This window comes from Pseudomonas sp. Xaverov 83 (assembly GCF_019352905.1).
Lineage (GTDB): Bacteria > Pseudomonadota > Gammaproteobacteria > Pseudomonadales > Pseudomonadaceae > Aquipseudomonas > Aquipseudomonas yamanorum.
The window spans coordinates 1-22,847 of record NZ_JAAAFU010000056.1 but is presented as its reverse complement, the minus strand read 5'-3'; the positions used below and the strand labels follow the sequence as shown (position 1 = coordinate 22,847).

The window sequence follows — 22,847 nt, the reverse complement described above, 5'->3', positions numbered from 1 at the left end:
GGAGGCGATGCTTATTTTCAGGATTTGCGTAAGGTTTCTAGTCGGGCACAAATCAGTGTGGGAGCGAGCTTGCTCGCGAAAGCGGTGTGTCAGCTAAAAAGTTGTGACTGATCCACCGCATTCGCGAGCAAGCCCGCTCCCACATTTTTGATTCGGCTTACCTTCAGGATTTCGGCGGATTGACCTTCTGCACCAGCTCATAAGCACGTACCGTCGCCGGGCGTTGCTTGATGTGGTTGAACCAGCGTTCTACATGTGGGAAGTCTTCCAGCTTCTGGCTCTGCCACTTGTGGGAAACGATCCACGGGTAGATCGCCATGTCGGCAATGCTGTACTCATCGCCGGCCACGAACGTGCGGTCGGCCAGGCGCCGGTCCAGCACGCCATACAGACGGGCGGTCTCATCCACATAGCGTTTGATCGCGTAGGGAATCTTCTCCGGGGCGAACTGGCTGAAGTGGTGATTCTGCCCGGCCATCGGGCCCAGGCCGCCCATCTGCCAGAACAACCACTGCAAGGCTTCCTGACGACCGCGCAGGTCCTGGGGAATGAACTTGCCGGTTTTTTCCGCGAGGTACAGCAGGATTGCGCCGGATTCGAACAGGGAAATCGGCGCGCCGCCGTCGGTCGGGTTCTGATCGACGATGGCCGGGATGCGGTTATTGGGGGCAATTTTCAGGAAGTCAGGCTTGAACTGCTCGCCCTGACCAATGTTGATCGGGTGCACCTCGTAAGGCAGACCGGCTTCTTCCAGGAACAACGACACTTTGTGACCGTTGGGGGTGGTCCAGTAATACAGGTCGATCATGAAGCTCTCCAAGGGTGGTGATGCTTGAGCGAATGCCTGTAGGTATAGGTGATGTTAGGGTGACAAAAATTCAATGAAACATTTGGGTCTATCGATATGGAAATTCGTGCGGGCGCAGCGTTGGTTTTGATTGATCAGCAAAAAGGCATTCATCATCCCAGGCTGGGGCCGCGCAATAATCCGCACGCCGAGGCGCGCATGCTGGCGTTGCTGGGGCATTGGCGGCGCGAAGGTTGGCCGGTGATTCATGTGCAGCATTTGTCCCACTCGCCGGAGTCGGTGTTCTGGCCTGAGCAGTCGGGGGTGGAGTTTCAGGACGCCTTTATTCCGCAGACGGGTGAGCAGCTGGTTCAGAAGCGGGTGCCGGATGCGTTTTGTGGGACAAGTCTGGAGGCGAGTTTGCGTGAGGCGGGGATTCGGCAAGTGGTGCTGGTGGGCGTGGCCACCCATAACTCGGTGGAGGCCACGGCCCGCAGCGCCGGCAACCTGGGCTTTGAGACCTGGGTTATCGAAGATGCCTGCTACACCTTCGACAAGCCGGACTTTTTTGGGCAGATGCACTCGGCGGAGGCGGTACATGCCATGTCGTTGGGCAACCTCCACGGCGAATACGCCACCGTCATCTCTTCAGAAACCCTCCTCCCGTAGGGGGGTCAGGTTACGGCGCCGTCCACCAACACCTGCAACGTCTGTTGCGAACACCGTTCGATACGGACCTGCACGCCATAGACTTCGGCAAACAGCGCCGCATCCAGCACTTCGTCCGCTGGGCCACAGGCATGTAACCGGCCTTGTCGCAGCACCGCGATATGGTCGGCATAACGCGCGGCGAGGTTGATGTCGTGCAGCACCACCACGGCGATCAGGTTGTGTTCCCGTACCAGGCCGCGCACGCAGTCCATGACTTTTAACTGGTAGTTCAAATCCAGCGCACTGGTGGGCTCATCCAGCAGCATCACCTGTGGCCGGCGCGCAATCAGTTGCGCCAGGCTGACCAGTTGCCGCTGACCGCCGGATAACGTGCTCAATAGCTGATCCGCCAGGTGAGCGATGCCAATCCTTTGCAACGCATCAAAGGCCTGGCGCATGCATGCGTCGCTTGAAAGCGGAATGCCATCGACATTCGCCACCCGCAACGCGGCGATCACGCTTTCCATCACGCTCAGGCTCAACCCCGGCGGAAGGTTTTGCGGCATATAGGTCACGCGTCGGGCACGTTCACCGACGGACATTTTCGTCAGGTCCAGGTCACCCAATCTGACAACGCCCTGCATCTTTTCCAGCCCCGCCACCGCCCGCAGCAACGTTGACTTGCCCGCACCGTTTGGCCCGATCAACGCGGTCAGGCTGCCGTGGGCCAAGGTTGGCAAGCTCAGGTCATGCACAATCTGGCGTCGTCCATAACTGACGTGGGCGTTCTGAATCGACAATCCCTTACTCATAACTGCCTCCCGCGCTTGAACACCAGCAACACGAAAATCGGCACGCCCACCAGTGCGGTGACGATGCCCACCGGCACGATCACCCCGGGCATGATCAACTTGCTGGCGATGGACGACAGTGACAGCAGCAAAGCACCGACAAGCGCGCTGGCCGGCAGCAGGAAGCGCTGATCTTCACCCACCAGAATCCGCGCGATATGCGGACCTACCAGCCCGATAAATCCGATGGTTCCTACAAACGCCACAGCGGTGGCCGACAGCAGGCTGATGCGCAGCAACGAGAAAAACCGCAGGCGTTTCACGTCGACCCCGAAGCTTTGCGCGCGGTCTTCGCCCATGCGCAACAAGGTCAGGCGTGGCGCGGCAGCAAAGGAAAAGGGCATGACCACCGCGACCACAAACGCGAGGATGCCGAGCTTGTCCCAGTTGGCCCGGGTCACGCTGCCCAGGGTCCAGAACACCAGTTGTTGCAGCACGTCCTCGGTGGCCACCAGTTGCAACAGGGCGACCACCGCGTTGCAACTGAACACCAGGGCAATCCCGAACAGCACCAGGCTTTCCACCCCGGCACCCCGCAGGCGTGACATGGCTTGCAGCAAAAAGACCGAGGCGGCGGCAAACACAAATGCCGAAATGGAAATCGCCGTATTGGCCGACACCCACAGCGTTGTCACCGGAAACACAATCACCAGGGACGCGCCCAACGCCGCCGCCGAGGAAACCCCCAGGGTGAACGGACTGGCCAACGGGTTGTTCAAGATCGCCTGCATCTCGGCGCCCGCCAGCGACAGCGCACAACCGACCAACACCGCCATCAAGGCGTAGGGCAGGCGCACGTTCCAGATAATCACCTGGTCGGTGGCGCTCAGGTGGGCCGGGTGCAGCAAGCCATCCAGCAGGGCGCCAAGGCCCATGCCCGACGGGCCGCTGGCCAGGTCCACGAGGATCGCGCACATCAGCGCGCCACCCAGCAGGGCGAGCAGCCAGCAGCGACGGGCCAGCAGGTGGCGGTAGCCTTCGCTGGCGGTGGCGAGGTCGAGGGTTTGAGTGGTCATTGGATTCGCAGCCTTGAAAACGACGAAAATCCCCGTCGGTACTCGGTCAGTGTGTGGGCTTGCCTGCGATGGCGATGGTGAATCCAACACCGCTATCGCAGGCAAGCCAGCTCCCACAGGAACCGTGTCCAGGCAGGGAATGGGTTGTGAGCCTTAGTTACTTGGCCCTGCCATCAATCCAGTAGGCACCCTGCAATGGCATGCCGAGGAACTGCTGGTTCATCGCTTCCATGGTCGCCTTCGGATCCAGCTTCGCGAACAACTCCGGATGCACCCACTTGGCCAGCGCTTCAATCGCCAGCAGGTTGTACGGCGAGTTGTAGAAGTCATGCCACAAGCCGTGGGAATTACCCTCACGAATTGCCCGAAGGTTCACAAACTCCGGCCGGGCCAGCACGGCGTCAAACGCGCCACGCGCATCTTCTTCGCTCACGCCAGCACCCAGAATCAACCCAGGCTTGTGATTGCCGGTGGCCACATACACATCCGGGTCAGCCTTCAGCGCGTACTCGACACTGATGTCCCCCAGCGCCCCCGGCACTACGTCGGCGGCGATGTTGCGGCCGCCCACCAGCTTGATCACTTCGCCCATGCCGCTCTTGCCGGTGGTGTGGCCGGGTGCCTGCCAGGCGCCGGCCAGCAGTTCCAGGAACACGCTCGGGCGCGGACCGGTCGGCAAGGTGGCGACGGCGTCGGTGATCACCTTGATGTGCTGGTCATAAAAGTCGAGGAACGCCTTGGCCTGGGTTTCCCGGCCAAGGGCCTGGCCCAGGGCGGTCATGCTGGCGTGGGTGCCTTGCACCGGGTTGATGCGGAAGTCGACGAACAACACCGCGATGCCCGCCTTGGCCAACACGTCCGCCACCGGGCTGTGTTCGGTCGGACCGTGGCCGGAAATGCTGAATACCGCGAGGTCCGGTTTCAGCGAGAGGATTTCCTCGGCGCTGACGCTTTGCTCCGACGCCTGACCAATCAGCGGAATGTCATTTACCGTCGGAAATTTCGCCACGTAGGCGTTATAGGTGTGGGCGTCCAGCAGCTTCAAATCATTCTGCCAGCCGACAATCCGTTGGAACGGCGCGTCTTTGTCCAGCAAGGCAAAGGCCGAAATCAAGCGGCCTTCGCCGAGCACCACGCGCTGCACGTGGTCCGGCACGTCGACCTTGCGGCCCAGCACGTCGGTGACTTCATGGGCGGCGGCGGTTTCGGCGTGGCCAAGGACCAGCACGGCAAACAGCGCGCCCAGCTTGAGGAAGTTGCGGGGTTTCAGCATGGCGAGAACTCCAGGTGAAGGCGGCGCATCAGACATCGCTCCAGCGCCGCAAAAGGTTGTGATAGGCGCCGCTCAGTTGCAGCAGCGCGTGGTCGTCGGCGTGTTGCGCGGTGAGGCGTTGAATCGCCACGTCCATGTCCAGCAACAGTTGGCGCTGGCTGTCTTCGCGCACCAGGCTTTCGATCCAGAAGAAACTGGCGATGCGCTCGCCGCGGGTGACCGGGTTGATCTTGTGCAAACTGCTGCCGGGATAAATCAGCAAATGCCCGGCGGGCAGCTTCACCGCGTGCTCGCCGAAGGTGTCGCGGATCACCAGTTCGCCGCCGTCGTAGCTGGCCGGGTCAACCAGGAACAAGGTGGCGGAAATATCGGTGCGCACCCGTTCGCGCACGCCCTTGAGGCCGCGAATCGCATTGTCGATATGCCAGTCGAAGGCTTCGCCGCCGCTGTAGCGGTTGAAAAGTGGCGGATAGATTTTCTTCGGCAGGGCGGCGGACATGAACAGCGCGTTGTCCGACAGCCGCGACAGAATCTGCTCACCCAGGCGAATCGCAACCGGGTCGTCTTCCGACAGCTGCCGGTTGTTTTTCGCCATGGCCGAGCGCTGCCCGGCGGTGACCTTGCCGTCGACCCACGGTTGATCGAGCAGGGGGGCGATGGCCACCTCGACTTCTTCGGCATTCAGCAGGGCCGGGATTTCGATCAGCACGGCTTAAAACTCATAGTCGACACTGGCGGTGAGCGTGCGCCCGGCGCCCGGGACGCCGTAGAGCTGGAAGCCGTCCAGGGACGCGCCAATCTGGCTGTAGTAGAACTTGTTGAACACGTTGTTGAGGTTGAGGTTGACCGTGGTCTGCTTGCTCACCTTGTATTGCGCAGCCACGTTGTTGAGCCAGTAGCCGGGGGCCTTTTCGTGGTCGCGGGTGTAGATCGCGTACACGCCGGACGGGCCGGTGGCGTAGCTGCTGTTGTTGTTCAGGCCGCCGACGTATTTGTTGTCGCTGTAGCGGCGGCGTCCTACGTATTGCGCGCCGTAGCTCAGGCTCAGGTCGTCGGTGACGGCGTAGGTGGTCCACAGGTTGGCGGTCAGGTCGGGAACGTTCTTGGCTTCCTCGCCTTTGTTGGCACCTTTGGTTTGGGTGCTTTTCAGCGCGGAGAACCCGCTGTACACCGTCCAGCGCGGGTTGATATTGCCTTGCAGGCCCAGTTCCACACCGTCTACGCGCTTGGCGGGGAGGGCGCGTACCGGGGCGCTTTCGCCGTCCTGGTATTCCCAGGAGTTGTCCAGTTCGGTGCGGAAGATCGCGGCGGTGATGTTCAGCAGGTCGTGGGCAATGTCCCACTTGGTGCCGATTTCGTAGGTTTTCGACTTGGCCGGGGTGTAGTTGCTGGTGCTGGCTGCGCCGTAGATCTGGTTGTTGGTCGACGCGCCCAGGGCTGACGGTTGTGCCGCTTCGCTATAGGACACGTAGATGCTGCCATTAGGCAACGGCTTGTACACCGCGCCGACCCGGCCGCTCACGGCACCGTCGGTGCTGTCGATGGACGCTTGGCCACGCTGGGTGGTTTTGGCCTGCCAGTTGTCGTAGCGCAGGGAGCCGAGCACTTGCCACTGTTCATTCAGGGTGATGGTGTCACCCAGGTAGATGCCGGTGTTGTCGATCACCGAGCGTGGCTGGCCTTCACCCTTGGTCACTTCGGTGCTGGCAAAGCTGTGGTTCGGGTCGTTCATGTCGAAGAACAGATCGCCGGCCGGCACTTCGGCGTTGCGTTTCAGGCCGCCGTAGGTCTCGTGATAGAACTCGAGCCCGCTGACCACCGCGTGTTCCAGCCCGCCGGTATTGAGCTTGAAGGCGAAGTCGGTCTGGTTGTCGAGGATGGTGTAGCGCGTCGACTGGCCGAAGTCGCTCCCTCGCAAAATACCGTAGGCGGTGTTACCGCTGTTGGCGTATCCCGGGTAGGCATTTACCGTGCTGCCGGGCACTTGGCTGATTGGTCCTACACCGGTATAGCCCAAGGTCGCACAGCGCGTGCCGGTGCAGGTTTTCTGGCCATTGGCGTTGGCAGCGAAGAAGCGCGCGGGCGAGAGCACCGCGAAGTTGTCGGTGCGCTCCCACTTGGTCTGGTTCTTCAGGGTCGCTTCGTTCCAGTCGAAATCATGCTCGAAGCGGGTGGTCAGCGAGGTGGTTTTGGTCTGCTGGGTGTACAGGTGCGAATCGCCGTACCAGTTCGAACGCTTCACGCCGGGCATGCGGTCGCCGTCGGTGCCGCGCTGGATCGGCACGCCGCCGTCCGGCGTGTTGTCGTCCTTTTGATAGAAGGTGTCGATGAACAGGCGCGTGTCGGTGCCCAGGCCGAAGCCGAGGGAGGTCGCAATGCCCCAGCGGTCGTAGTCCACGTCGTCGCGCTCGGCCACCTGGTTGTAGTGTTTCATCAGGTTGATGCGCAGGGCGGTGGTGTCATTCAGTTGTTTGTTGAAATCGCCGGTGAGGCGGCGGTAGCTGTCGGTGCCGATGCCGGCCGAGAGTTTGTTGGCATCCCCCAGGTGTGCCTCTTTACTCACCAGGTTGACGCTGCCGCCTACCGCGGAAACGCCGGATTCGATCGAGCCGGTGCCCTTGAACACTTCTGCCTGTTGCAGGTTGAAGGTGTCGGTGCGGGTTGATTGGCCGGCATCGCGCACACCGTCGACGGTCAGGCTCTGCTCCGAGGAAAACCCGCGAATCGAAAACAGGTCGCCCCAACCCAGGTTGCCTTCGCCGGACATGAAGGTGATGCCCGGCACGTTGCGCAACACTTCCTGCAAGGTCTGCGCGTTTTGCTCCTTGAGCACTTGCTGCGGGACGATGGTTACGCTTTGCGGGGCGTCCAGCAGCGGCTGGCTGATTTTTGCCGAGGTCACCCGGTCGACTTTAAAGGCGGAAGTGGCTTCACCGTCGATCTTGATTTCCGGCAGGCTCAGCACCGAATCATTCGACGCCGCCACCGGCGCATCGGCCCAGGCAGTGGGAGAAACGCTGCCGGCGGCAAGCAGGCCGAACATCGGCGCAAGGGTAGATTGCAGCGACAGGGCGCGAGGGGTAGGCAATGGCATTCGGAGTGACCTAGGCTAAATTACAATTAATCTCATTTAGATTCGGTAGTCTAAAGACCGATACCGGCCGCCACGCCGTGGCTTTGTAATGGGGATGCGCGATTACCGCTTCCCACAACATTCCATTACATTTGCGCGTACTCCTGGCTGAAGTTTCGGCTATCTCCTGCCTTTTGAGTTTCGGACGAATTGCCCCATGGCCAAGCAAGACCACCTGCTGATCGTTGATGACGACCCGCAAATCCGCCAATTGCTGTGCGACTACCTGAGTGACGCCGGCTTCCAGGTGTCCACCGCCGGTGACGGCAAGGAAATGCGCCGCCGCCTGGCGCTGAATGTCATCGACCTGATCGTCCTGGACCTGATGTTGCCCGGCGAAGACGGCCTGAGTTTGTGCCGCGAATTGCGCGTCAGTTCCAACACGCCGGTGATCATGCTCACCGCCAAGGGCACGCTGATCGACCGGATCGTCGGCCTGGAAATCGGCGCCGACGATTACCTGCCCAAGCCGTTCGACCCGCGGGAGCTGCTGGTGCGGATCAAGGTGGTGCTGCGTCGGGTGCAGAGTTTTCCGGACCGGGCGCGGCTCGATGAAGCACCGAGCATCAGCTTTGCCGGCTGGCAGCTGGACACCCGGGCCCGGCAATTGCTTTCGCCGGAAGGCGTGGTGGTGAGCCTCGGCAACTCCGATTACCGGGTGTTGCGCCTGTTGTTGCAGCATCCCAACCGGCCGCTGAGCCGCGACTTTTTGCTCAACCACGTGTTCGACAAAGACAGCACGCCGTTCGACCGCTCGATCGACGTGTGCGTCAGCCGTCTGCGCTCGCAGTTGCCCGCTGGTTTGATCAAGACCGTGCGCAACGAGGGCTATATGCTCACCGCCGACGACGTGGCGCTGCAATCGTGAAACTGCTGCCGCGTTCGCTGTTCGGCCGGCTGGTGCTGATTCTGGTCAGCGGCATGCTCGCGGCCCAGGCCCTGACCAGCAGCATCTGGTACGACATGCGCCACGGCCAGGTCCTGGAAATCCCCAGCCGGCTGATCGCCACACGGCTGGCGGACGTGGTGCGGCTGGTGCACAGCGATCCGGCGCAGGCTGATGGGCTGATCAAGCTGCTCGATACACCGGGCTTTCGCCTGACCCTGAGTGATCAGGCCAGTGAGGTGACAAGCCGCATCAGCGACAGCGACCAGGCCACCGAGCGCTTGCTGAATAAAGTGCTGTCGGAGAGAACCGGCTACAACCAGAACCTGCACCTGCTGAGTCTCAAGTTGCTGGATGCCGAGGGCCAGCATGCCGGGTTGTCGACCCTGCTCAGCTCCAAGCCTGTGGTGGGGCAATTCCTGATTGACCTGCGTTTGCCGGACGGGCGCTGGCTGCAGGTGCAGGCCACCGAGGAACAGGGCTGGACCAGTACTTCGCCGATGGACTTGCTGTTCGATTACGTGATGCGTATTTATCTGTTGCGGGTGTTGGTGCTGGTGATTATTGCCTTGGTGGCGGTGCGCCTGGCCATTCGCCCGCTCAATGCCCTGGCCAAGGCTGCCGAGGCGTTGGGCCGGGATATCCAACGGCCACCGTTGGCCCTCGATGGGCCTACCGAAGTACGCCGCGCTGCTCAGGCGTTCAATGCCATGCAACAGCGGCTGATCGCCAATATCGCCGAACGTACGCGCTTCCTTGCGGCGATTTCCCACGACCTGCGTTCACCCATCACACGCCTGCGGTTGCGTACGGAAATGCTCGACGACAACCGCACCAAGGAGCGTTTTCGCAGCGACCTCGAAGAAATGGAGCACATGGTTTCCAGCACCCTGGATTTTGTCAGCAGCGGCGAAATCAACGAGAAGCGCCAGAACATCGACATCAACGCCTTGCTGCAAAGCTTGCAGGCCGATCTGCAGGATGTGGGTGAGACGGTCACGATAGAAGGGCGGGCCAAACAGCCGCTGCCTGGATATGCCCGAAGCCTTAAGCGTTGCGTGCAAAACCTGCTGGAGAATGCGGTGCGTTATGGCTGCGAAGTAGTGGTGCGGGTTGAGGACAAGGCAGACAGCTTGAAGATTGTGATCCGCGACCGTGGGCCTGGGATTCCCCGGGAACAACTGGAACAGGTGATGGAGCCGTTTTACCGGGTGGAAGGCTCACGCAATGTGGAAACCGGCGGGTATGGGCTGGGGCTGAGCATCGCGCATACGATCGCCAGTGCCCATGACGGGCGTTTGAGCTTGAGCAATCGGGAAGGTGGGGGATTGGAGGTGGTGTTGCAGTTTCAACGCAAATCCCCAAGTTGAAATACGGTCAAAATGTGGGAGCTGGCTTGCCTGCGATAGCGGTGTTTCAGTCACATCAATGTTGTCTGAAAGATTGCTATCGCAGGCAAGCCAGCTCCCACAATGACCAGTGCTCAGGGCATCAAGCCCCGTGGCACTTCTTGAATTTCTTCTCGCTGCCGCACGGGCAAGGGTCGTTACGACCCACGTCCTTCAACGTATTGCGCACCGGCTCCTGGTGAGCGTGGCCGCAGTTCGGGCCGTGGACATGGCCGTGGTCGTGATCATGGTGATCGTGATCGTGGTTGCAGTCAGGACCATGGACATGGGGTTGTTGAGTCATCGATGTCGCTCCGGAATAGAATCGCCGGGGATTATCTCGCCATTGCGCATCACCTGCACGTCGTTCCCGATAAATAAACCGGTTTTCAACTCGCCTTCAAGGCGATAGGGCACGGGCTCGCGCGGATTTTTCAGCATGTCGACCACATCGCGGATTTGTGGCCACAGGTTGGTGCGCACCGATACCCGGAAGAAAGCGTGGCTGTGGGGCGGTACGGTCAGCCATTCGTTGGACTCACCTTCGGTCAGCAGCAGGGGACCCAGACTGACCTTGTACACCAGGCCGCGTACGGTCAGATCGTTGTCGTCGCGGTTATCCACACGGAAATACAGCTTGAACTTCTGCTCCAGCAATTTGACCCGCACGGGGTCGACCTTGACCAGCCGCACCTCGGGGGCGGGCGCGTCGTCGGCGAACCACGATGCACAGCCAGAGAGCCCTAGCGTCAATGCCAGTAGAAGGCTGTATGTCCTGAATACCCGCGCCTTAGAAACCATGCCATTACCCCCTTTGAAGAGTCAGCATAGCAAGCGCGAGCCTGCCGGGTATCAATGAATGTCAGAGGTAGCCCGAACAGCACTTCTTGAATTTCTGCCCGCTGCCACATACGCAGGCGTCATTGCGCCCAGCCTTCACGTCCACTGTCGGGTCGATAAAGTACCAGTGCTCATTGGTCTGTACGAAAGATGAGCGCTCCCGGTGGCTGTGTTCGCCAGTGCTGTCGTGCCAGCGTGCGGTAAAGGTCACGAAGGCGTGTTCCGGCTGGCCGCCGAACACCTCGGAGCTTTCCACTGAAAGGCCTAGCCAGGTGCTTTGGGCGCTCCAGGCGCCGATGGCATCTGTGTCCAACCCGGCTTGTTGCGCGGGCAGGGTGGTCGCCACCAGGTAGTCCACCAGGCCCAGCACATAGGCGCTGTAGCGCGAACGCATCAACGCTTCGGCGCAGGGTGCCGGGTGGCCGGCGTGATAATGGCCGCAGCAGGCATCCAGCAGGTTGCCACTGCCGCAGGGGCAAATGGATGTACTCATCGGGTTACCACCAATACTTTCCAAAGTTTTGCGGGTTGGCCCAGAAGCGGGCGTTCAGCCAATCCGGCACCTGTTTATAGTCAAGCAGATCATAGGTAAACAGCGTCAAAACCTGATCGTCGCGCTGGAAGCGTTCGCTGGCTTGCAGGGCCAGGGAGAAGAAATCGGTGTCTTTCCAGTGGCAGGCGGCGAGGTCCACCAACACTGCAATGCGGCTGGCATTGAGGTTGCGAATGCCCCCCAGCAAGGTCAGGCCCGCAGGTTTTGACAGGTGTTCCAGGCAGTCGACCACCAGCGCCAGGTCAAAACGCTGGGCCGCGAGGTCGGCGGGCAAGGGGCCGGGCTCGGCGAAGGACACCACGGTATCCGGGTGCGCTTCCTTAAAGGCATCCAGCGCCGGGAACTGGCTGGCGCCCAATAACAGCAGGCGTTTGGGCGCGTGAAGATCAAGCAGCGCGGCGAGCGCTTGCTGGGGTGTACGGGAAGAAATACCGGCAGTCATCGAAGATCCTCACATCAGGACCGTAGAGACTAGCTTGCCTGAGCGTGCGGGCCTAGAGCGGGCGGTGAGAATAAACCGCTCGGCCCAATGAATACTGGGGTGTGACACGCTGGCGCAGATGAAAAGAGCCGTCTTTACTCCACCCGTCGGCCCCCGCCGATCCCCTCAGGAGAAAGTCAGATGAGCATCATGCGGACAGCTCTACCCTTGGTTCTGCTAACCGGAGTATTGACAGGTTGCGCAGGCTTGCAAAAAACCGACTGGCCCACCTGCGCCGCGGTCGGCGGCGTGACCGGCGCGGCCATTGGTGCAACCCAAAGCTCTTCCTATGCAGGCTACGGCGCGTTGCTGATCGGCGGCATGGCAGGCGCCTATTGCTGGGTGCATGGCGATGGTGATGAAGACGGCGACGGCGTACCGGACAGCCGCGACAAGTGCCCTGGCACGCCAAAAGGCGTGCAGGTCGACGCCAATGGCTGCCCTCCGGTGCCGGTAGCGGTGGTTCAAGAGGAAGTGGTGGTGGTCAAGGAAGAAACCATCGTGATTCGTGACGTGCACTTCGAGTTCGACTCCGCGAAGCTCACGGCTGCCGACAAAACCAAGCTCGACGTCATTGCCACCCGCCTGAAAAAAGAGGCCCCGAGTGCGCAACTGCGCGTCAGCGGGCATACCGACAGTGTCGGTAAAGATGCCTACAACCAGAAACTCTCTGAACGACGCGCTCATTCGGTGACCGACTACCTGGTCAGTTCCGGCATCCCGCGCAGCAGTTTCGTCTCCGTGACCGGCGCCGGTGAAAGCCATCCGGTGGCGGATAACAAAACCGCTGACGGTCGTGCACTAAACCGCCGCGTGGAAATCCAGATCAACCGCTGACCCCGCCTCAAGGCCCCTGTGGAATCCACAGGGGCCCCTTCATCAATTTTTTAATCCTTCACTGGCACAACGCCTGTAGAAGTCGTTACTGTGCGCCCAAAGAATAATGTGCAAGGGGAGCGTGTGGGATGAAGGTGTTTTGGGGGCTGGGGAAGTGTTTGACGTTGCTGTTTTGGGCCGTGGTGGTGGTCAATCTGTTCACACCACTGATCAACCCTTTCCACCTGTTGGTCAATCTGGCCGGCAGCCTATTGTTGTTGACCCATATTCTGGAGCTGCTGTTGTTCAACGGCAGTGTGAAAGCCCGTGCCCATCCCTGGCGTGACCGCTTGCAGATCCTGCTGGTGGGTATGTTCCATGTGCAGAGCTTTTCGACGCCGACACCGACTAATGATGTAAACAAGGAGGCCAATCATGCGTAAGGTTTTTCTGTTGGCCCTGTTGGTCAGCCCCATTGCCCTGGCCCAGAGTGTCAGCGTCGAGACCAACTCGTTGATGCGCCTGCCCAACAGCAGTGGCGTGTTGCAACTGGAGCGACTGGACGTGGCGGATTACGGCACCTTGCTGATCCCCGCCAATATCACCCAGGTGACGGTGGATGAACTGCACCTGGGCCGCGACGCGCGCATCGCCATCGTGCCCGGCAGCACCCCCCTGCAACTGCAGGTGCGCCAGGCGCAGCTGGAACATGGCAGCCAGATCACCTCACGGGGTGCTCCCGGTACCCATGAACGTCCGGCCAAGGCGGGGCGTGACTTGGTCTTGCGGATTAACTCGCTGACGGCCGATGAATTGTCGGTGGATGCCCGCGGTGGTGCGGGTGCCCAGGGTTATGCCGGGCTGGATGGTGCCAACGGCGAAGACCCGGGCTGCACCTGGGGTTCGGCCGGGCGCGGTTCCAATGGCGATAACGGCGGCGACGGACTGCCGGGCGCGGCGGGCGCGCAGGTCCGTGTGGAGTTGCCGCAGGACTTTCCGGGCGAGAAGATCAAAGTCTGGGTGGACGGCGGTGCCGGTGGTTTGGCGGGCACGGCGGGCAAGCCAGGTAAAGGCGGGCAGTCCAAGGGGTGCCTGGTGTACCGCGCGGATGGCGGCGAAAAGGGCCGGGCCGGGTTGGAAGGGCAGCCGGGGCCAGCAGGGCCTGCGGGTGCTGTGACTGTTCAAAGGCTCTGAGGCGACTGGCCTGACGCTTTCGCGAGCAAGCCCGCTCCCACATTTGAAATGCATTCCAAATGTGGGAGCGGGCTTGCTCGCGAAAGCGGTCTACTAGGCTCCTCAGAACATTGGCCGTGCCGAAGCGATCGCCACCAGCACCAACCCCACCATCAAATTAATTCCCACCAATTTACGAATCTGCCCCAACGCCGCCGCCCCGGCCGGCCAATCCTCAGCCGCCACCGCCGTGCGCAGCTCCGGCAACTTCAGCGCCTGAATCCGGATAAACAGCGCCGTCATCACCACATACAACCCCATCATGACCTGCACATAACGCGGCGCGGTCTCAAACCCGTTGAAGCGCAGTTGCAGCAGGCCGACACCGCTGATCGGCAAGACCAGCACCGCGACCCACACCCACACGAAAAAACGTTGAAACACATTTACCCAGAGTTTCAGCCGGGCAGGCCCGTCCAGCGCAGCCATGGCGGCGGGGCGCAGGATCATCCAGGCGAAAAACATACCGCCGACCCAGATCAGGGCAGCCAGTACATGCAGGGTGTAAGCGAAGCTAAAGACGGTCATTGGGGTACTCCGTTCTGCGCGGGATTAATTAGCGGGGTATGATAGCGGCCGATCCGAACCACTGAAAATTTATCCAGCGTTTTTTGCGCCCGACTATCCATGATCAGCACTGAACTCAAAACCACGATCCAGGGCGCCTACTCGCGTTTTCTCGAAGCCAAGAGCTTGAAACCGCGGTACGGCCAGCGCCTGATGATCGCCGAAGTTGCCAAGGTCCTCGGGGATATCGACACCGACGACGAAGGTCGGCGCAGTGGCGACCCCGCCGTGGTGGCCGTCGAGGCCGGCACCGGTACCGGTAAAACCGTGGCCTACAGCCTGGCGGCGATCCCCACCGCCAAGGCCGCCGGCAAGCGCCTGGTGATTGCCACCGCTACCGTCGCCCTGCAGGAGCAGATTGTCTACAAAGACCTGCCCGACCTGATGCGTAACAGCGGCCTGAACTTTACCTTCGCCCTGGCCAAGGGCCGTGGGCGCTATATGTGCCTGTCCAAGCTCGACGTGCTGTTGCAGGAAGGCCACGCGCAAACCGCTACTGCCTCGCTGTTCGAAGAAGAAGGCTTCAAGATCGAAGTCGATGAGGTCAGTCAGAAGCTGTTTACCAGCATGATCGAGAAACTCGCCGGCAATAAATGGGACGGCGACCGCGACAGCTGGCCCAATGCCCTGGAAGACGCCGACTGGGCGCGCCTGACCACCGATCACAGCCAGTGCACCAACCGTCATTGCCCCAACTTCGGCCAGTGCGCCTTCTACAAGGCCCGGGAAGGCATGGGCAAGGTCGACGTTATTGTCACCAACCATGACATGGTCCTCGCCGACCTGGCCCTGGGCGGCGGCGCCGTATTGCCCGACCCGCGTGACACGCTCTACGTGTTCGACGAAGGCCATCACCTGCCCGACAAGGCCATCGGCCACTTCGCCCACTACACGCGCCTGCGCTCCACCGCCGACTGGCTGGAAACCACCGCCAAGAACCTTACCAAGTTGCTCGCCCAGCACCCGCTGCCCGGCGACCTGGGCAAGTTGATCGAGCAGGTTCCGGAGTTGGCGCGGGAGATCAAGACCCAGCAGCAATTCATGTTCAGCGCCTGTGAGCAGGTGGCAGACTTCAAGCCCGGCGAAGACGTGGAAGGACGCGAACGGCCGCGCCATCGTTTCGTTGGCGGGCTGATCCCCGAGCACATGCGGGAAATGGGCGTCGAGCTGAAGAAGGGCTTTTCACGCCTGACCGACTTGTTCACCCGCCTCACCGATTTGCTCAAGGAAGGCATGGACGGCGAGGTCAACATCGGCATCGCCAGCAACCAGGCCGAAGAATGGTACCCGCTGTTTGGCAGCCTGCTGTCCCGCTCCCAGGGCAACTGGGAGTTGTGGACCGCCTTTACCGTCGAAGACCCGGAAGACAACCCGCCCATGGCCCGTTGGCTGACTTTGTCGGAAAGCGGTGCGTTGTTTGATATCGAGGTCAACGCCAGCCCGATCCTGGCGGCGGAAATGCTCCGACGCAACCTGTGGAACGTGGCCTACGGTGCCTTGGTCACCTCGGCCACGCTGACGGCCCTGGGCACCTTCGACCGCTTCCGCATGCGCGCCGGGCTGCCGAAAAAGGCGGTCACCGCCGTGGTGCCAAGCCCGTTCCATCACGCCGACGCCGGTGTGCTGCGGGTACCGGACCTCAAGGCCGACCCACGGGATGCGCCGGCCCACACGGCGGCGATCATTCGTGACCTGCCCTCATTGGTAGAGGGTTCCCGGGGCACGCTGGTGTTGTTCTCGTCCCGCAAACAGATGCAGGACGTGTTCGACGGCCTCGACCGTGACTGGCGCAAGCAGGTGTTTATCCAGGGCAACCTGTCGAAACAGGAAACCCTGAACAAGCATAAGGCGCGGGTAGATGGCGGCGATTCCAGCGTCCTGTTCGGCCTGGCGAGTTTCGCTGAGGGTGTGGATTTGCCCGGCGCTTACTGCGAACACGTGGTGATCGCCAAGATCCCGTTCTCGGTGCCGGATGATCCGGTGGAGGCCGCGTTGGCCGAATGGATCGAAGCCCGGGGCGGTAATCCGTTCATGGAGATCTCGGTGCCGGACGCCTCCTTGAAGCTGGTCCAGGCCTGCGGGCGCCTGCTGCGTACCGAAGAAGACCGCGGCACCATCACCTTGCTTGACCGGCGTCTGGTTACCCAGCGCTACGGGAAAGCTATCCTGAATGCTTTGCCGCCGTTTCGGCGGGAAATTTCTTAAGACCCCGTGGGCGAATTCGCCCACTTCGTGGTCTATCTCACCATTGCTTCACGTCATCAGGCCAGTCACCGGCCGTTTGGGAGAACCTTGTTCACATGATTCGCACGCTGCCCGCTGTTTTTGCCTTGTTGTTTGCCGCGCCATTGCTGGCTGCGCCTGCCGGGCAACAAACCCTGTTCAACTTTGTACGGCCCGCCGATGTGGTCAAGGTAGCGACCCAGGACGCCAGCCTGCCGCAATACAACGCCGAACAAACCCCTGAAGGCGAAGTGCTGCGCCGTATTACCTTCAACCCGGCGGCCGAACCAAGCCTGGTGCTCAGCCCGCAGACCGGTGCCTGGGACTGGTCGCAATCCGGTGCGATGAGCCTGCGTATCCAAAGCGCGATGGACTGGGCGCTGACCCTGTACGTCAAGGTGCAGAGTAATGACGGTCGGACCCTGTTCAGCCGTATCGACCTGCCAGCCGGCCCGGCGCAAACGCTGTTGATTCCGTTGCAAGCCAACTCGCCGCTGAGCCAGGGCATGAAGGCCGGCCCGCCGATGCCGATCACCGTCGATGGCCAGCGCGTGTTGCTGGCCAGCAGCGAAGGGGAGATCGACCGCAGCCAGATCGTGTCGGTGACCCTGTCGATGATCAAGCCCAATGTCGCCCAAAGCATCCTGCTGGAGCGCTTTGGCGTGCAGGATATCGAGCCGGTACTCAAGGCCACCTACAGCGACCTGGTGGATGCCTATGGGCAGTCCACCCGCGCCAAGTGGCCGGAGAAAGTCAGCAGTGACGATCAGTTGCGGGCCGCAGCGGTCAAGGAGCAACAACAGCTCAAGGGCTGGCTGGCCGAGCGCGACAAGGCGTCCCTGGACAAGTACGGCGGCTGGAACAAGGGCCCGGCCTTCGACGCCAGTGGCTTCTTCCGCACCGAGAAGCGCGACGGGCGCTGGTACCTGGTGACACCGGAAGGCCATCCGTTCTACTCCCTGGGCGTCAACACCGTCGCCCCGGACAACAGCCAGACCTACGTCGCAGGCCGCGAATGGATGTTTGCCGCGCTGCCCAAGGCCGGCGAGCCTTTCGACAAATACTATGGAAGCGGCGACAGCCGCAGCGGCAATGGCGCGGATCAGGGGCGCAGCTTCAATGTTGGCCGCTGGTACGACTTCTATGGCGCCAACCTGCAACGTACCTATGGCCAGCCGTGCGTGCCGCCGGCACCCTGTGCTCCTGAAGGTTTCGACCAGAAACGCTGGGTCAGCCACACCCTCGACCGCCTGCAAGCCTGGGGCTTCAACACCGTCGGCAACTGGAGTGCGCCGCAGCTGGCGACCGCCGACCGTGTGCCTTACACCTTGCCACTGTCGATCGTCGGCGATTACGCGAGCATCAGCACCGGTACCGATTGGTGGGGCGGCATGCCCGACCCGTTCGACCCGCGGTTCGCCATGGCCACCGAGCGTGCGGTGGCGATTGCCGCCCGTGACCACCGTGACGACCCGTGGCTGATCGGCTTCTTTGCCGACAACGAACTGGCCTGGGCCGGTCCCGGTGATGATGCTAAATCCCGCTACGCCTTGGCCTACGGCACCCTGCGCATGACCACCGACGTGCCGGCCAAGCGCGCGTTTCTCAAGCAATTGCGTGACAAGTACCGCAACCAGGACGGCCTGTCCAAGGCCTGGGGCATCGAACTGCCCGCTTGGGAGTTGATGGAAGACCCGGGCTTCGTGCCGCCTATGCCGAACCCCGAGCACCCGGAAATCGAAGCGGACTTCAAGTACTTCCAGAAAACCTTTGCCGATGCCTACTTCAAGACCATCTCCGATGCACTGAAATGGCACGCGCCGAACCAACTGTTGCTGGGTGGCCGTTACGCCGTCAGCACCCCGGAATCAGTGGCGTCCTGCGCGCAGTATTGCGATGTGCTGAGTTTCAACATGTACACCCTCAAGCCACAGGATGGTTACGACTTTGCGGCCCTGCGGGCTTTGGACAAGCCGGTGCTGATCACCGAGTTCAACTTCGGTTCGGCGGACCGTGGCCCGTTCTGGGGCGGCGTGACGCAGTTGGCCCGGGAAGAGGATCGCGGGACTGCCTACGCCAACTTCCTCAAGCAGGCCATGACCGAGCCATCGATTGTTGGCGTGCACTGGTTCCAGTATCTGGACCAGCCGGTCACCGGTCGTCTGCTGGACGGCGAAAACGGCCACTTCGGCCTGGTGGGCATCACCGATGTGCCGTTCCAGGGTTTTGTCGACAGCGTGCGTAAAAGTAACCTGGCGGCGGTCGACCAGTTGGGCAAGGAGGCCGAAAAGGCCAAGGCGGCCGCTGCGGTCCACATCGGCGAAGGCGGTAAACCGGGGCGTGACGGCAATGCTGCCGGGCCGGGCGCAGGGCATTCCGGTGGGCATTCCGGCAAGGGTCATTGATGGTTCCGGATCGACGAGTGCGGGTTCACAAATCACTCAATGGCTGGAACAATGTCGGCCACTTTTTGTAGTACTTTTCCGAGGGGGCTTAGGTGCAGATTCAGGGTCATTACGAGCTTCAATTCGAAGCGGTGCGTGAAGCCTTCGCCGCGCTGTTCGACGACCCTCAGGAGCGTGGCGCCGCGTTGTGCATCCAGATTGGCGGCGAAACTGTCGTCGACCTGTGGGCCGGTACCGCCGACAAGGACGGTGCCGAGGCCTGGCACAGCGACACCATCGCCAACCTGTTCTCCTGCACCAAGACCTTTACGGCCGTCACGGCGCTGCAACTGGTAGCAGAAGGCAAGCTGCAGCTTGATGCGCCGGTCGCGAAATACTGGCCGGAATTTGCTGCAGCCGGCAAAGAAGCCATCACCCTGCGCCATCTGCTCTGCCACCAGGCCGGGCTACCGGCCCTGCGTGAAACGCTGCCTGCCGAAGCGCTGTACGACTGGCAAATGATGGTCGACGCCCTCGCCGCCGAAGCGCCGTGGTGGAAGGTCGGAGAAGGCCATGGCTATGCGGCGATTACCTACGGCTGGCTGGTGGGCGAGCTGCTGCGTCGCGCCGACGGTCGTGGGCCGGGTGAGTCCATCGTGGCCCGGGTTGCGCGGCCATTGGGCCTGGACTTTCATGTAGGCCTGGCAGACGAAGAATTCCATCGAGTTGCCCATATAGCTCGAGGCAAGGGCAATTTAGGCGATGAGGCGGCACAGCGTTTACTTCAAGTAACGATGCGCGAGCCGATGGCGATGACTACCCGTGCATTTACCAATCCGCCGTCTATTCTGACCAGCACTAATAAACCCGAATGGCGGCGCATGCAGCAGCCAGCGGCAAATGGTCACGGTAATGCACGAAGTCTGGCGGGTTTTTATAGTGGGCTGCTCGACGGTAGTTTGCTGGAAGCCGACATGCTTGAAGAGTTGACCCGTGAACACAGTATCGGCCCGGATAAAACCTTATTGACACAAACCCGGTTCGGGTTGGGTTGCATGTTGGATCAACCGCAAGTACCAAACGCCACGTTCGGCCTTGGCCCACGGGCCTTTGGGCATCCGGGAGCAGGGGGCTCGGTGGGGTTTGCCGATCCGGAACATGATGTAGCCTTTGGTTTTGTGACCAATACATTGGGGCCTTATGTACTTATGGACCCGCGGGCGCAAAAGTTGGTAAGAATATTGGCCGGTTGTCTGTAAATAGCTTGCTGTCTTGCGTTTTTTTGTTACAAAGGCACATACAAAAAGACGCTAGGCAAAATGTTGTAACTTTAATGTTCCAAAAGCGTCTGTTTAACGGGTCATTCAGGCCCTTGGTTTTTTCTCATTTTGTGGATATCTCATGTTATCGAACAAGTCCTTGGCACTGGCGCTATGCCTCACTATTACTGGCTGTGCACAAACCCCACAAAATGATGCCGAAGGTGGGCATTGGTGGTCATTTGGTTCTGATAAGGCTGCTACCAAGGATGCAGTGAGCCAAGCCGACACCAAACCGGATGCCAAGCCGGCCGTCGCTGCCAAGGCGCCTGCGCCGGTAGCTCCCGCCGCTGCAGCACCTGCCCAGGCGCCGGCACCGGTTGCCAAGGCAGATACCGGCTCCAGTTGGTGGCCGTTCTCGTCGAAAGCCGACGACGCCAAGGCCGACCTGAAAGCTGACCTCAAGGCTGCAACGCCTGCATCCGGCGCGCCCGCCGCTGCACCGGCTGCCGCACCTGCCGTTGCCAAGACAGATACCGATACCAAATGGTGGTGGCCGTTCGAAAGCAAGCCAAAGCCATTGGCCAAGGTCGACGTTGCCAACATTCCAATGCCTGATCCAAAAATCACCCAGGCCTGGCTGGACGACTACGAGCCGCGCCTGCGCCTCGCGATCAAAGACAGCAACCTGCAACTGGAACGTCGCGACAACGTATTGGTCGTGATTGCCCCGGTTGACGGCTCCTACAACCCGAAACGCCCGGCGATGTTGCTGCCGGTGACCCTGGGTCCATTCACCCGTGTTGCCAAGGCCGTTGAAGGCGATCCGAAGACCGCCGTACTGGTCCTGGGCCACGTCGATACCTCGGGTGCCGAGCCGGTAAGCCAGGCCCTGACCAAAGAGCGCGCGCAGTCCATCGCTTCGATCTTCAGCCTCAGCGGCCTGAAGCAGGACCGCCTGATGCTGCGTGGCATGGGCGACCTGATGCCGCGTGCCGCCAACGACAGCACTCAGGGCCGTGCCTTGAACCGTCGCATGGAAATCCTGTTCACCCAGCGCACCACCATGCTGGCCTTGCTGAGCAAGTACAACTCGGCCAACCCGCCGAAGGCTGAAATGGTTGCTGTGCAGGACGTTCCTGCTCCAGCCGCTGCTCCGGTCAAAAAAGCTGCCGCTCCGGCGAAAAAAACCGTCGCCAAGAAAGCAGCTGCCAAGCCAGCGGCCAAAAAGGCCCCGGCCAAGCCAGCTGCTAAAAAGCCAGCACCAGCCAAGGCCGCCGCTCCAGCCGCTACCAACGACCAGGCAAAAAACTGATTATTTGAGCGAGAAGGATAAAGCCGCATGACCCAGGCACTGGCCGATATGCGCCGTGACTACACTCGGGACGGTTTGAGCGAGGCCCAGGCCCCGGACGAACCGTTTGCCTTGTTCCACCAGTGGTTTGCGGACGCGGTGAAAACCGAGCAGCCACCGGTTGAGGCCAATGCCATGACTCTGGCAACGGTCGACCACGAAGGGCGCCCACATTGCCGGATCCTGCTGCTCAAGGGCCTGGACAGCCAGGGCTTTACCTTCTTCACCAATTATCAGAGTGCCAAGGGTGAACAGCTCGCGGCGCGGCCGTTTGCTGCCATGACCTTCTTCTGGCCGACCCTCGAACGCCAGGTGCGCATCGAAGGTCGGGTGGTCAAGGTCACGCCCGAGGAGTCGGACGCTTACTTCCAGGTCCGGCCCCTGGGCAGCCGCCTGGGTGCCTGGGCTTCACCGCAAAGCCGGGTAATCAGGGATCGCGAGGAGTTGCAGGACCTGCTCACGGCCACCGAACAACGCTTCAGTGATACCCAGCCAGACTGCCCCGAACACTGGGGTGGTTATCGCCTGCTGCCGGAGCGCATCGAGTTCTGGCAAGGCCGCGCGAGTCGTTTGCACGATCGCTTGAACTACCGCTTGCAGGGTTCCGACTGGACCCGTGAGCGGCTGGCGCCCTGAGCCCACCTTTCGTCACCTCGCCTGAATGCAGCGCTGCACGCCGAAGTCTCTAGTCAGAGGCCCCGGATGGGTAGCGTTGCGCCGCGTCATGCAGCCGTTGGCTACAATGTGAAAGCGTCCATGAAGATCCTGAGGGAGGTGGGGTTGCTACCGTTCGTCGAGTTTTTCGGTACAGGCTCTCTGTACTAAGGCTGAATGAAAACAATTTTCTGCCGGGCATGCCGTGACAGGCAGCAAGCCACAGCGGTTTAATGGATACCTGTCCTTTGGAGTTGATGCTATGCGTAAGTCCGTTTTACTAGTTGCCTGCTTTACCACCCTGTCGCTGCTACTGGGTGGCTGCGCCTCGAGTCTGACCGGCGACTCGTACTCCCGTGACGAAGCTCGTCGTGTACAGACTGTTCGCATGGGCACCATTGAATCCCTGCGTCCGGTGAAAATCGAAGGCACCAAGACCCCAATCGGCGGCGTTGCTGGTGCAGTGGTTGGCGGCGTTGGCGGCAGCGCTATCGGCGG

22 protein-coding genes and 1 pseudogene are annotated in these 22,847 nt (G+C 61.2%); 12 read left to right on the top strand and 11 right to left on the bottom strand.

The features are described 5' to 3' along the window. Positions 1–163 precede the first annotated feature (163 nt). The gene (locus tag K0H47_RS18410) at positions 164–808 is read right to left on the bottom strand and encodes a glutathione binding-like protein (protein WP_017479389.1); all 645 of its coding nucleotides are present in this window, start codon (positions 806–808) and stop codon (positions 164–166) included. Between the two features lie 96 nt (positions 809–904). Here K0H47_RS18410 and K0H47_RS18405 point away from each other — a divergent pair, with 96 nt between their 5' ends. After that, complete coding sequence (locus tag K0H47_RS18405; protein ID WP_219273377.1) at positions 905–1,456, top strand: cysteine hydrolase family protein; 552 nt, start codon at positions 905–907, stop codon at positions 1,454–1,456. 5 nt (positions 1,457–1,461) lie between these two features. Here the strand turns inward: K0H47_RS18405 and K0H47_RS18400 are convergent, their stop codons facing one another. The 5 genes from K0H47_RS18400 to K0H47_RS18380 all read right to left on the bottom strand — a co-directional run bounded on the left by K0H47_RS18400 (position 1,462) and on the right by K0H47_RS18380 (position 7,672). Beyond that, entirely contained in the window at positions 1,462–2,250 is a 789-nt protein-coding gene (locus tag K0H47_RS18400; RefSeq protein WP_093201058.1) for an ABC transporter ATP-binding protein, read from the bottom strand. Continuing rightward, on the bottom strand, positions 2,247–3,305 hold the full coding sequence (locus K0H47_RS18395; protein ID WP_177071824.1) for an iron ABC transporter permease: 1,059 nt from the start codon (positions 3,303–3,305) through the stop codon (positions 2,247–2,249). The genes K0H47_RS18400 and K0H47_RS18395 overlap by 4 nt, the downstream gene beginning before the upstream one ends. 157 nt (positions 3,306–3,462) lie before the next feature. Further along, positions 3,463–4,578 carry an ABC transporter substrate-binding protein gene (locus K0H47_RS18390; RefSeq protein WP_218264459.1) on the bottom strand — a complete coding sequence of 372 codons (1,116 nt, stop codon included), beginning with the start codon at positions 4,576–4,578 and terminating at the stop codon, positions 3,463–3,465. 28 nt (positions 4,579–4,606) lie between these two features. Next, positions 4,607–5,287: a Fe2+-dependent dioxygenase gene (locus tag K0H47_RS18385; protein WP_219273376.1), complete on the bottom strand. Its 681-nt coding sequence runs from the start codon at positions 5,285–5,287 to the stop codon at positions 4,607–4,609. A 3-nt stretch (positions 5,288–5,290) separates the two neighbouring features. Continuing rightward, on the bottom strand, positions 5,291–7,672 hold the full coding sequence (locus tag K0H47_RS18380) for a TonB-dependent siderophore receptor (protein ID WP_219273375.1): 2,382 nt from the start codon (positions 7,670–7,672) through the stop codon (positions 5,291–5,293). Between the two features lie 196 nt (positions 7,673–7,868). Here K0H47_RS18380 and K0H47_RS18375 point away from each other — a divergent pair, with 196 nt between their 5' ends. Together K0H47_RS18375 and K0H47_RS18370 are read left to right on the top strand one after the other, a co-directional pair. Further along, positions 7,869–8,579 carry a response regulator gene (locus K0H47_RS18375; RefSeq protein ID WP_003213692.1) on the top strand — a complete coding sequence of 237 codons (711 nt, stop codon included), beginning with the start codon at positions 7,869–7,871 and terminating at the stop codon, positions 8,577–8,579. Further along, positions 8,576–9,967 (top strand): ATP-binding protein, encoded by a 1,392-nt coding sequence (locus tag K0H47_RS18370; protein ID WP_177071821.1) that lies wholly within the window; start codon positions 8,576–8,578, stop codon positions 9,965–9,967. The genes K0H47_RS18375 and K0H47_RS18370 overlap by 4 nt, the downstream gene beginning before the upstream one ends. 121 nt (positions 9,968–10,088) lie before the next feature. Here the strand turns inward: K0H47_RS18370 and K0H47_RS18365 are convergent, their stop codons facing one another. From K0H47_RS18365 to K0H47_RS18350, 4 genes are all read right to left on the bottom strand, one after another. After that, positions 10,089–10,289: an SEC-C metal-binding domain-containing protein gene (locus K0H47_RS18365; RefSeq protein ID WP_003213695.1), complete on the bottom strand. Its 201-nt coding sequence runs from the start codon at positions 10,287–10,289 to the stop codon at positions 10,089–10,091. Further along, positions 10,286–10,786 (bottom strand): LEA type 2 family protein, encoded by a 501-nt coding sequence (locus K0H47_RS18360; protein ID WP_026078214.1) that lies wholly within the window; start codon positions 10,784–10,786, stop codon positions 10,286–10,288. Before K0H47_RS18360 ends, K0H47_RS18365 begins: the two co-directional genes overlap by 4 nt. Positions 10,787–10,847: 61 nt before the next feature. Further along, entirely contained in the window at positions 10,848–11,318 is a 471-nt protein-coding gene (locus tag K0H47_RS18355) for a YchJ family protein (RefSeq protein WP_063032848.1), read from the bottom strand. A 4-nt stretch (positions 11,319–11,322) separates the two neighbouring features. Beyond that, positions 11,323–11,820 (bottom strand): DUF6231 family protein, encoded by a 498-nt coding sequence (locus K0H47_RS18350; RefSeq protein WP_177027538.1) that lies wholly within the window; start codon positions 11,818–11,820, stop codon positions 11,323–11,325. Positions 11,821–12,000: 180 nt separating this feature from the next. On the opposite strand from K0H47_RS18350, the gene K0H47_RS18345 reads away from it, so the two are divergent. The 3 genes from K0H47_RS18345 to K0H47_RS18335 all read left to right on the top strand — a co-directional run bounded on the left by K0H47_RS18345 (position 12,001) and on the right by K0H47_RS18335 (position 13,869). Further along, the gene (locus K0H47_RS18345; RefSeq protein ID WP_008432103.1) at positions 12,001–12,696 is read left to right on the top strand and encodes an OmpA family protein; all 696 of its coding nucleotides are present in this window, start codon (positions 12,001–12,003) and stop codon (positions 12,694–12,696) included. A gap of 128 nt (positions 12,697–12,824) precedes the next feature. After that, on the top strand, positions 12,825–13,118 hold the full coding sequence (locus K0H47_RS18340) for a DUF1145 domain-containing protein (RefSeq protein ID WP_177027536.1): 294 nt from the start codon (positions 12,825–12,827) through the stop codon (positions 13,116–13,118). After that, positions 13,111–13,869 (top strand): hypothetical protein, encoded by a 759-nt coding sequence (locus tag K0H47_RS18335; protein WP_063032842.1) that lies wholly within the window; start codon positions 13,111–13,113, stop codon positions 13,867–13,869. The genes K0H47_RS18340 and K0H47_RS18335 overlap by 8 nt, the downstream gene beginning before the upstream one ends. 102 nt (positions 13,870–13,971) lie before the next feature. Here K0H47_RS18335 and K0H47_RS18330 read toward each other — a convergent pair whose 3' ends face one another. Further along, entirely contained in the window at positions 13,972–14,436 is a 465-nt protein-coding gene (locus tag K0H47_RS18330; protein WP_063032839.1) for a CopD family protein, read from the bottom strand. A gap of 99 nt (positions 14,437–14,535) precedes the next feature. Here K0H47_RS18330 and dinG point away from each other — a divergent pair, with 99 nt between their 5' ends. The 6 genes and pseudogenes from dinG to K0H47_RS18300 form a co-directional block, all read left to right on the top strand. Further along, a complete protein-coding gene (dinG, locus tag K0H47_RS18325; RefSeq protein WP_008432096.1) occupies positions 14,536–16,680 on the top strand; it encodes an ATP-dependent DNA helicase DinG in 2,145 nt (714 codons plus the stop codon). 95 nt (positions 16,681–16,775) lie between these two features. After that, entirely contained in the window at positions 16,776–19,103 is a 2,328-nt protein-coding gene (locus K0H47_RS18320) for a beta-galactosidase (RefSeq protein ID WP_219273374.1), read from the top strand. A gap of 92 nt (positions 19,104–19,195) precedes the next feature. Beyond that, the gene (locus tag K0H47_RS18315) at positions 19,196–20,341 is read left to right on the top strand and encodes a serine hydrolase domain-containing protein (RefSeq protein ID WP_063032835.1); all 1,146 of its coding nucleotides are present in this window, start codon (positions 19,196–19,198) and stop codon (positions 20,339–20,341) included. A gap of 142 nt (positions 20,342–20,483) precedes the next feature. Next, positions 20,484–21,656: an OmpA family protein gene (locus K0H47_RS18310; protein WP_063032833.1), complete on the top strand. Its 1,173-nt coding sequence runs from the start codon at positions 20,484–20,486 to the stop codon at positions 21,654–21,656. Positions 21,657–21,683: 27 nt separating this feature from the next. After that, positions 21,684–22,331 carry a pyridoxamine 5'-phosphate oxidase gene (gene pdxH, locus K0H47_RS18305; protein ID WP_219273373.1) on the top strand — a complete coding sequence of 216 codons (648 nt, stop codon included), beginning with the start codon at positions 21,684–21,686 and terminating at the stop codon, positions 22,329–22,331. A gap of 280 nt (positions 22,332–22,611) precedes the next feature. After that, positions 22,612–22,847 (top strand): annotated as a pseudogene (locus tag K0H47_RS18300) (hypothetical protein); the annotation flags it as partial.

Excerpts from the sequence above, each read along its gene's own strand:
- K0H47_RS18410 (WP_017479389.1), bottom strand. The coding sequence starts at position 808 with ATGATCGACCTGTATTACTGGACCACCCCCAACGGTCACAAAGTGTCG.
- K0H47_RS18405 (WP_219273377.1), top strand. The coding sequence starts at position 905 with ATGGAAATTCGTGCGGGCGCAGCGTTGGTTTTGATTGATCAGCAAAAA.
- K0H47_RS18400 (WP_093201058.1), bottom strand. The coding sequence starts at position 2,250 with ATGAGTAAGGGATTGTCGATTCAGAACGCCCACGTCAGTTATGGACGA.
- K0H47_RS18395 (WP_177071824.1), bottom strand. The coding sequence starts at position 3,305 with ATGACCACTCAAACCCTCGACCTCGCCACCGCCAGCGAAGGCTACCGC.
- K0H47_RS18390 (WP_218264459.1), bottom strand. The coding sequence starts at position 4,578 with ATGCTGAAACCCCGCAACTTCCTCAAGCTGGGCGCGCTGTTTGCCGTG.
- K0H47_RS18380 (WP_219273375.1), bottom strand. The coding sequence starts at position 7,672 with ATGCCATTGCCTACCCCTCGCGCCCTGTCGCTGCAATCTACCCTTGCG.
- K0H47_RS18375 (WP_003213692.1), top strand. The coding sequence starts at position 7,869 with ATGGCCAAGCAAGACCACCTGCTGATCGTTGATGACGACCCGCAAATC.
- K0H47_RS18365 (WP_003213695.1), bottom strand. The coding sequence starts at position 10,289 with ATGACTCAACAACCCCATGTCCATGGTCCTGACTGCAACCACGATCAC.
- K0H47_RS18360 (WP_026078214.1), bottom strand. The coding sequence starts at position 10,786 with ATGGTTTCTAAGGCGCGGGTATTCAGGACATACAGCCTTCTACTGGCA.
- K0H47_RS18355 (WP_063032848.1), bottom strand. The coding sequence starts at position 11,318 with ATGAGTACATCCATTTGCCCCTGCGGCAGTGGCAACCTGCTGGATGCC.
- K0H47_RS18350 (WP_177027538.1), bottom strand. The coding sequence starts at position 11,820 with ATGACTGCCGGTATTTCTTCCCGTACACCCCAGCAAGCGCTCGCCGCG.
- K0H47_RS18345 (WP_008432103.1), top strand. The coding sequence starts at position 12,001 with ATGAGCATCATGCGGACAGCTCTACCCTTGGTTCTGCTAACCGGAGTA.
- K0H47_RS18340 (WP_177027536.1), top strand. The coding sequence starts at position 12,825 with ATGAAGGTGTTTTGGGGGCTGGGGAAGTGTTTGACGTTGCTGTTTTGG.
- K0H47_RS18335 (WP_063032842.1), top strand. The coding sequence starts at position 13,111 with ATGCGTAAGGTTTTTCTGTTGGCCCTGTTGGTCAGCCCCATTGCCCTG.
- K0H47_RS18330 (WP_063032839.1), bottom strand. The coding sequence starts at position 14,436 with ATGACCGTCTTTAGCTTCGCTTACACCCTGCATGTACTGGCTGCCCTG.
- dinG (WP_008432096.1), top strand. The coding sequence starts at position 14,536 with ATGATCAGCACTGAACTCAAAACCACGATCCAGGGCGCCTACTCGCGT.
- K0H47_RS18320 (WP_219273374.1), top strand. The coding sequence starts at position 16,776 with ATGATTCGCACGCTGCCCGCTGTTTTTGCCTTGTTGTTTGCCGCGCCA.
- K0H47_RS18310 (WP_063032833.1), top strand. The coding sequence starts at position 20,484 with ATGTTATCGAACAAGTCCTTGGCACTGGCGCTATGCCTCACTATTACT.
- pdxH (WP_219273373.1), top strand. The coding sequence starts at position 21,684 with ATGACCCAGGCACTGGCCGATATGCGCCGTGACTACACTCGGGACGGT.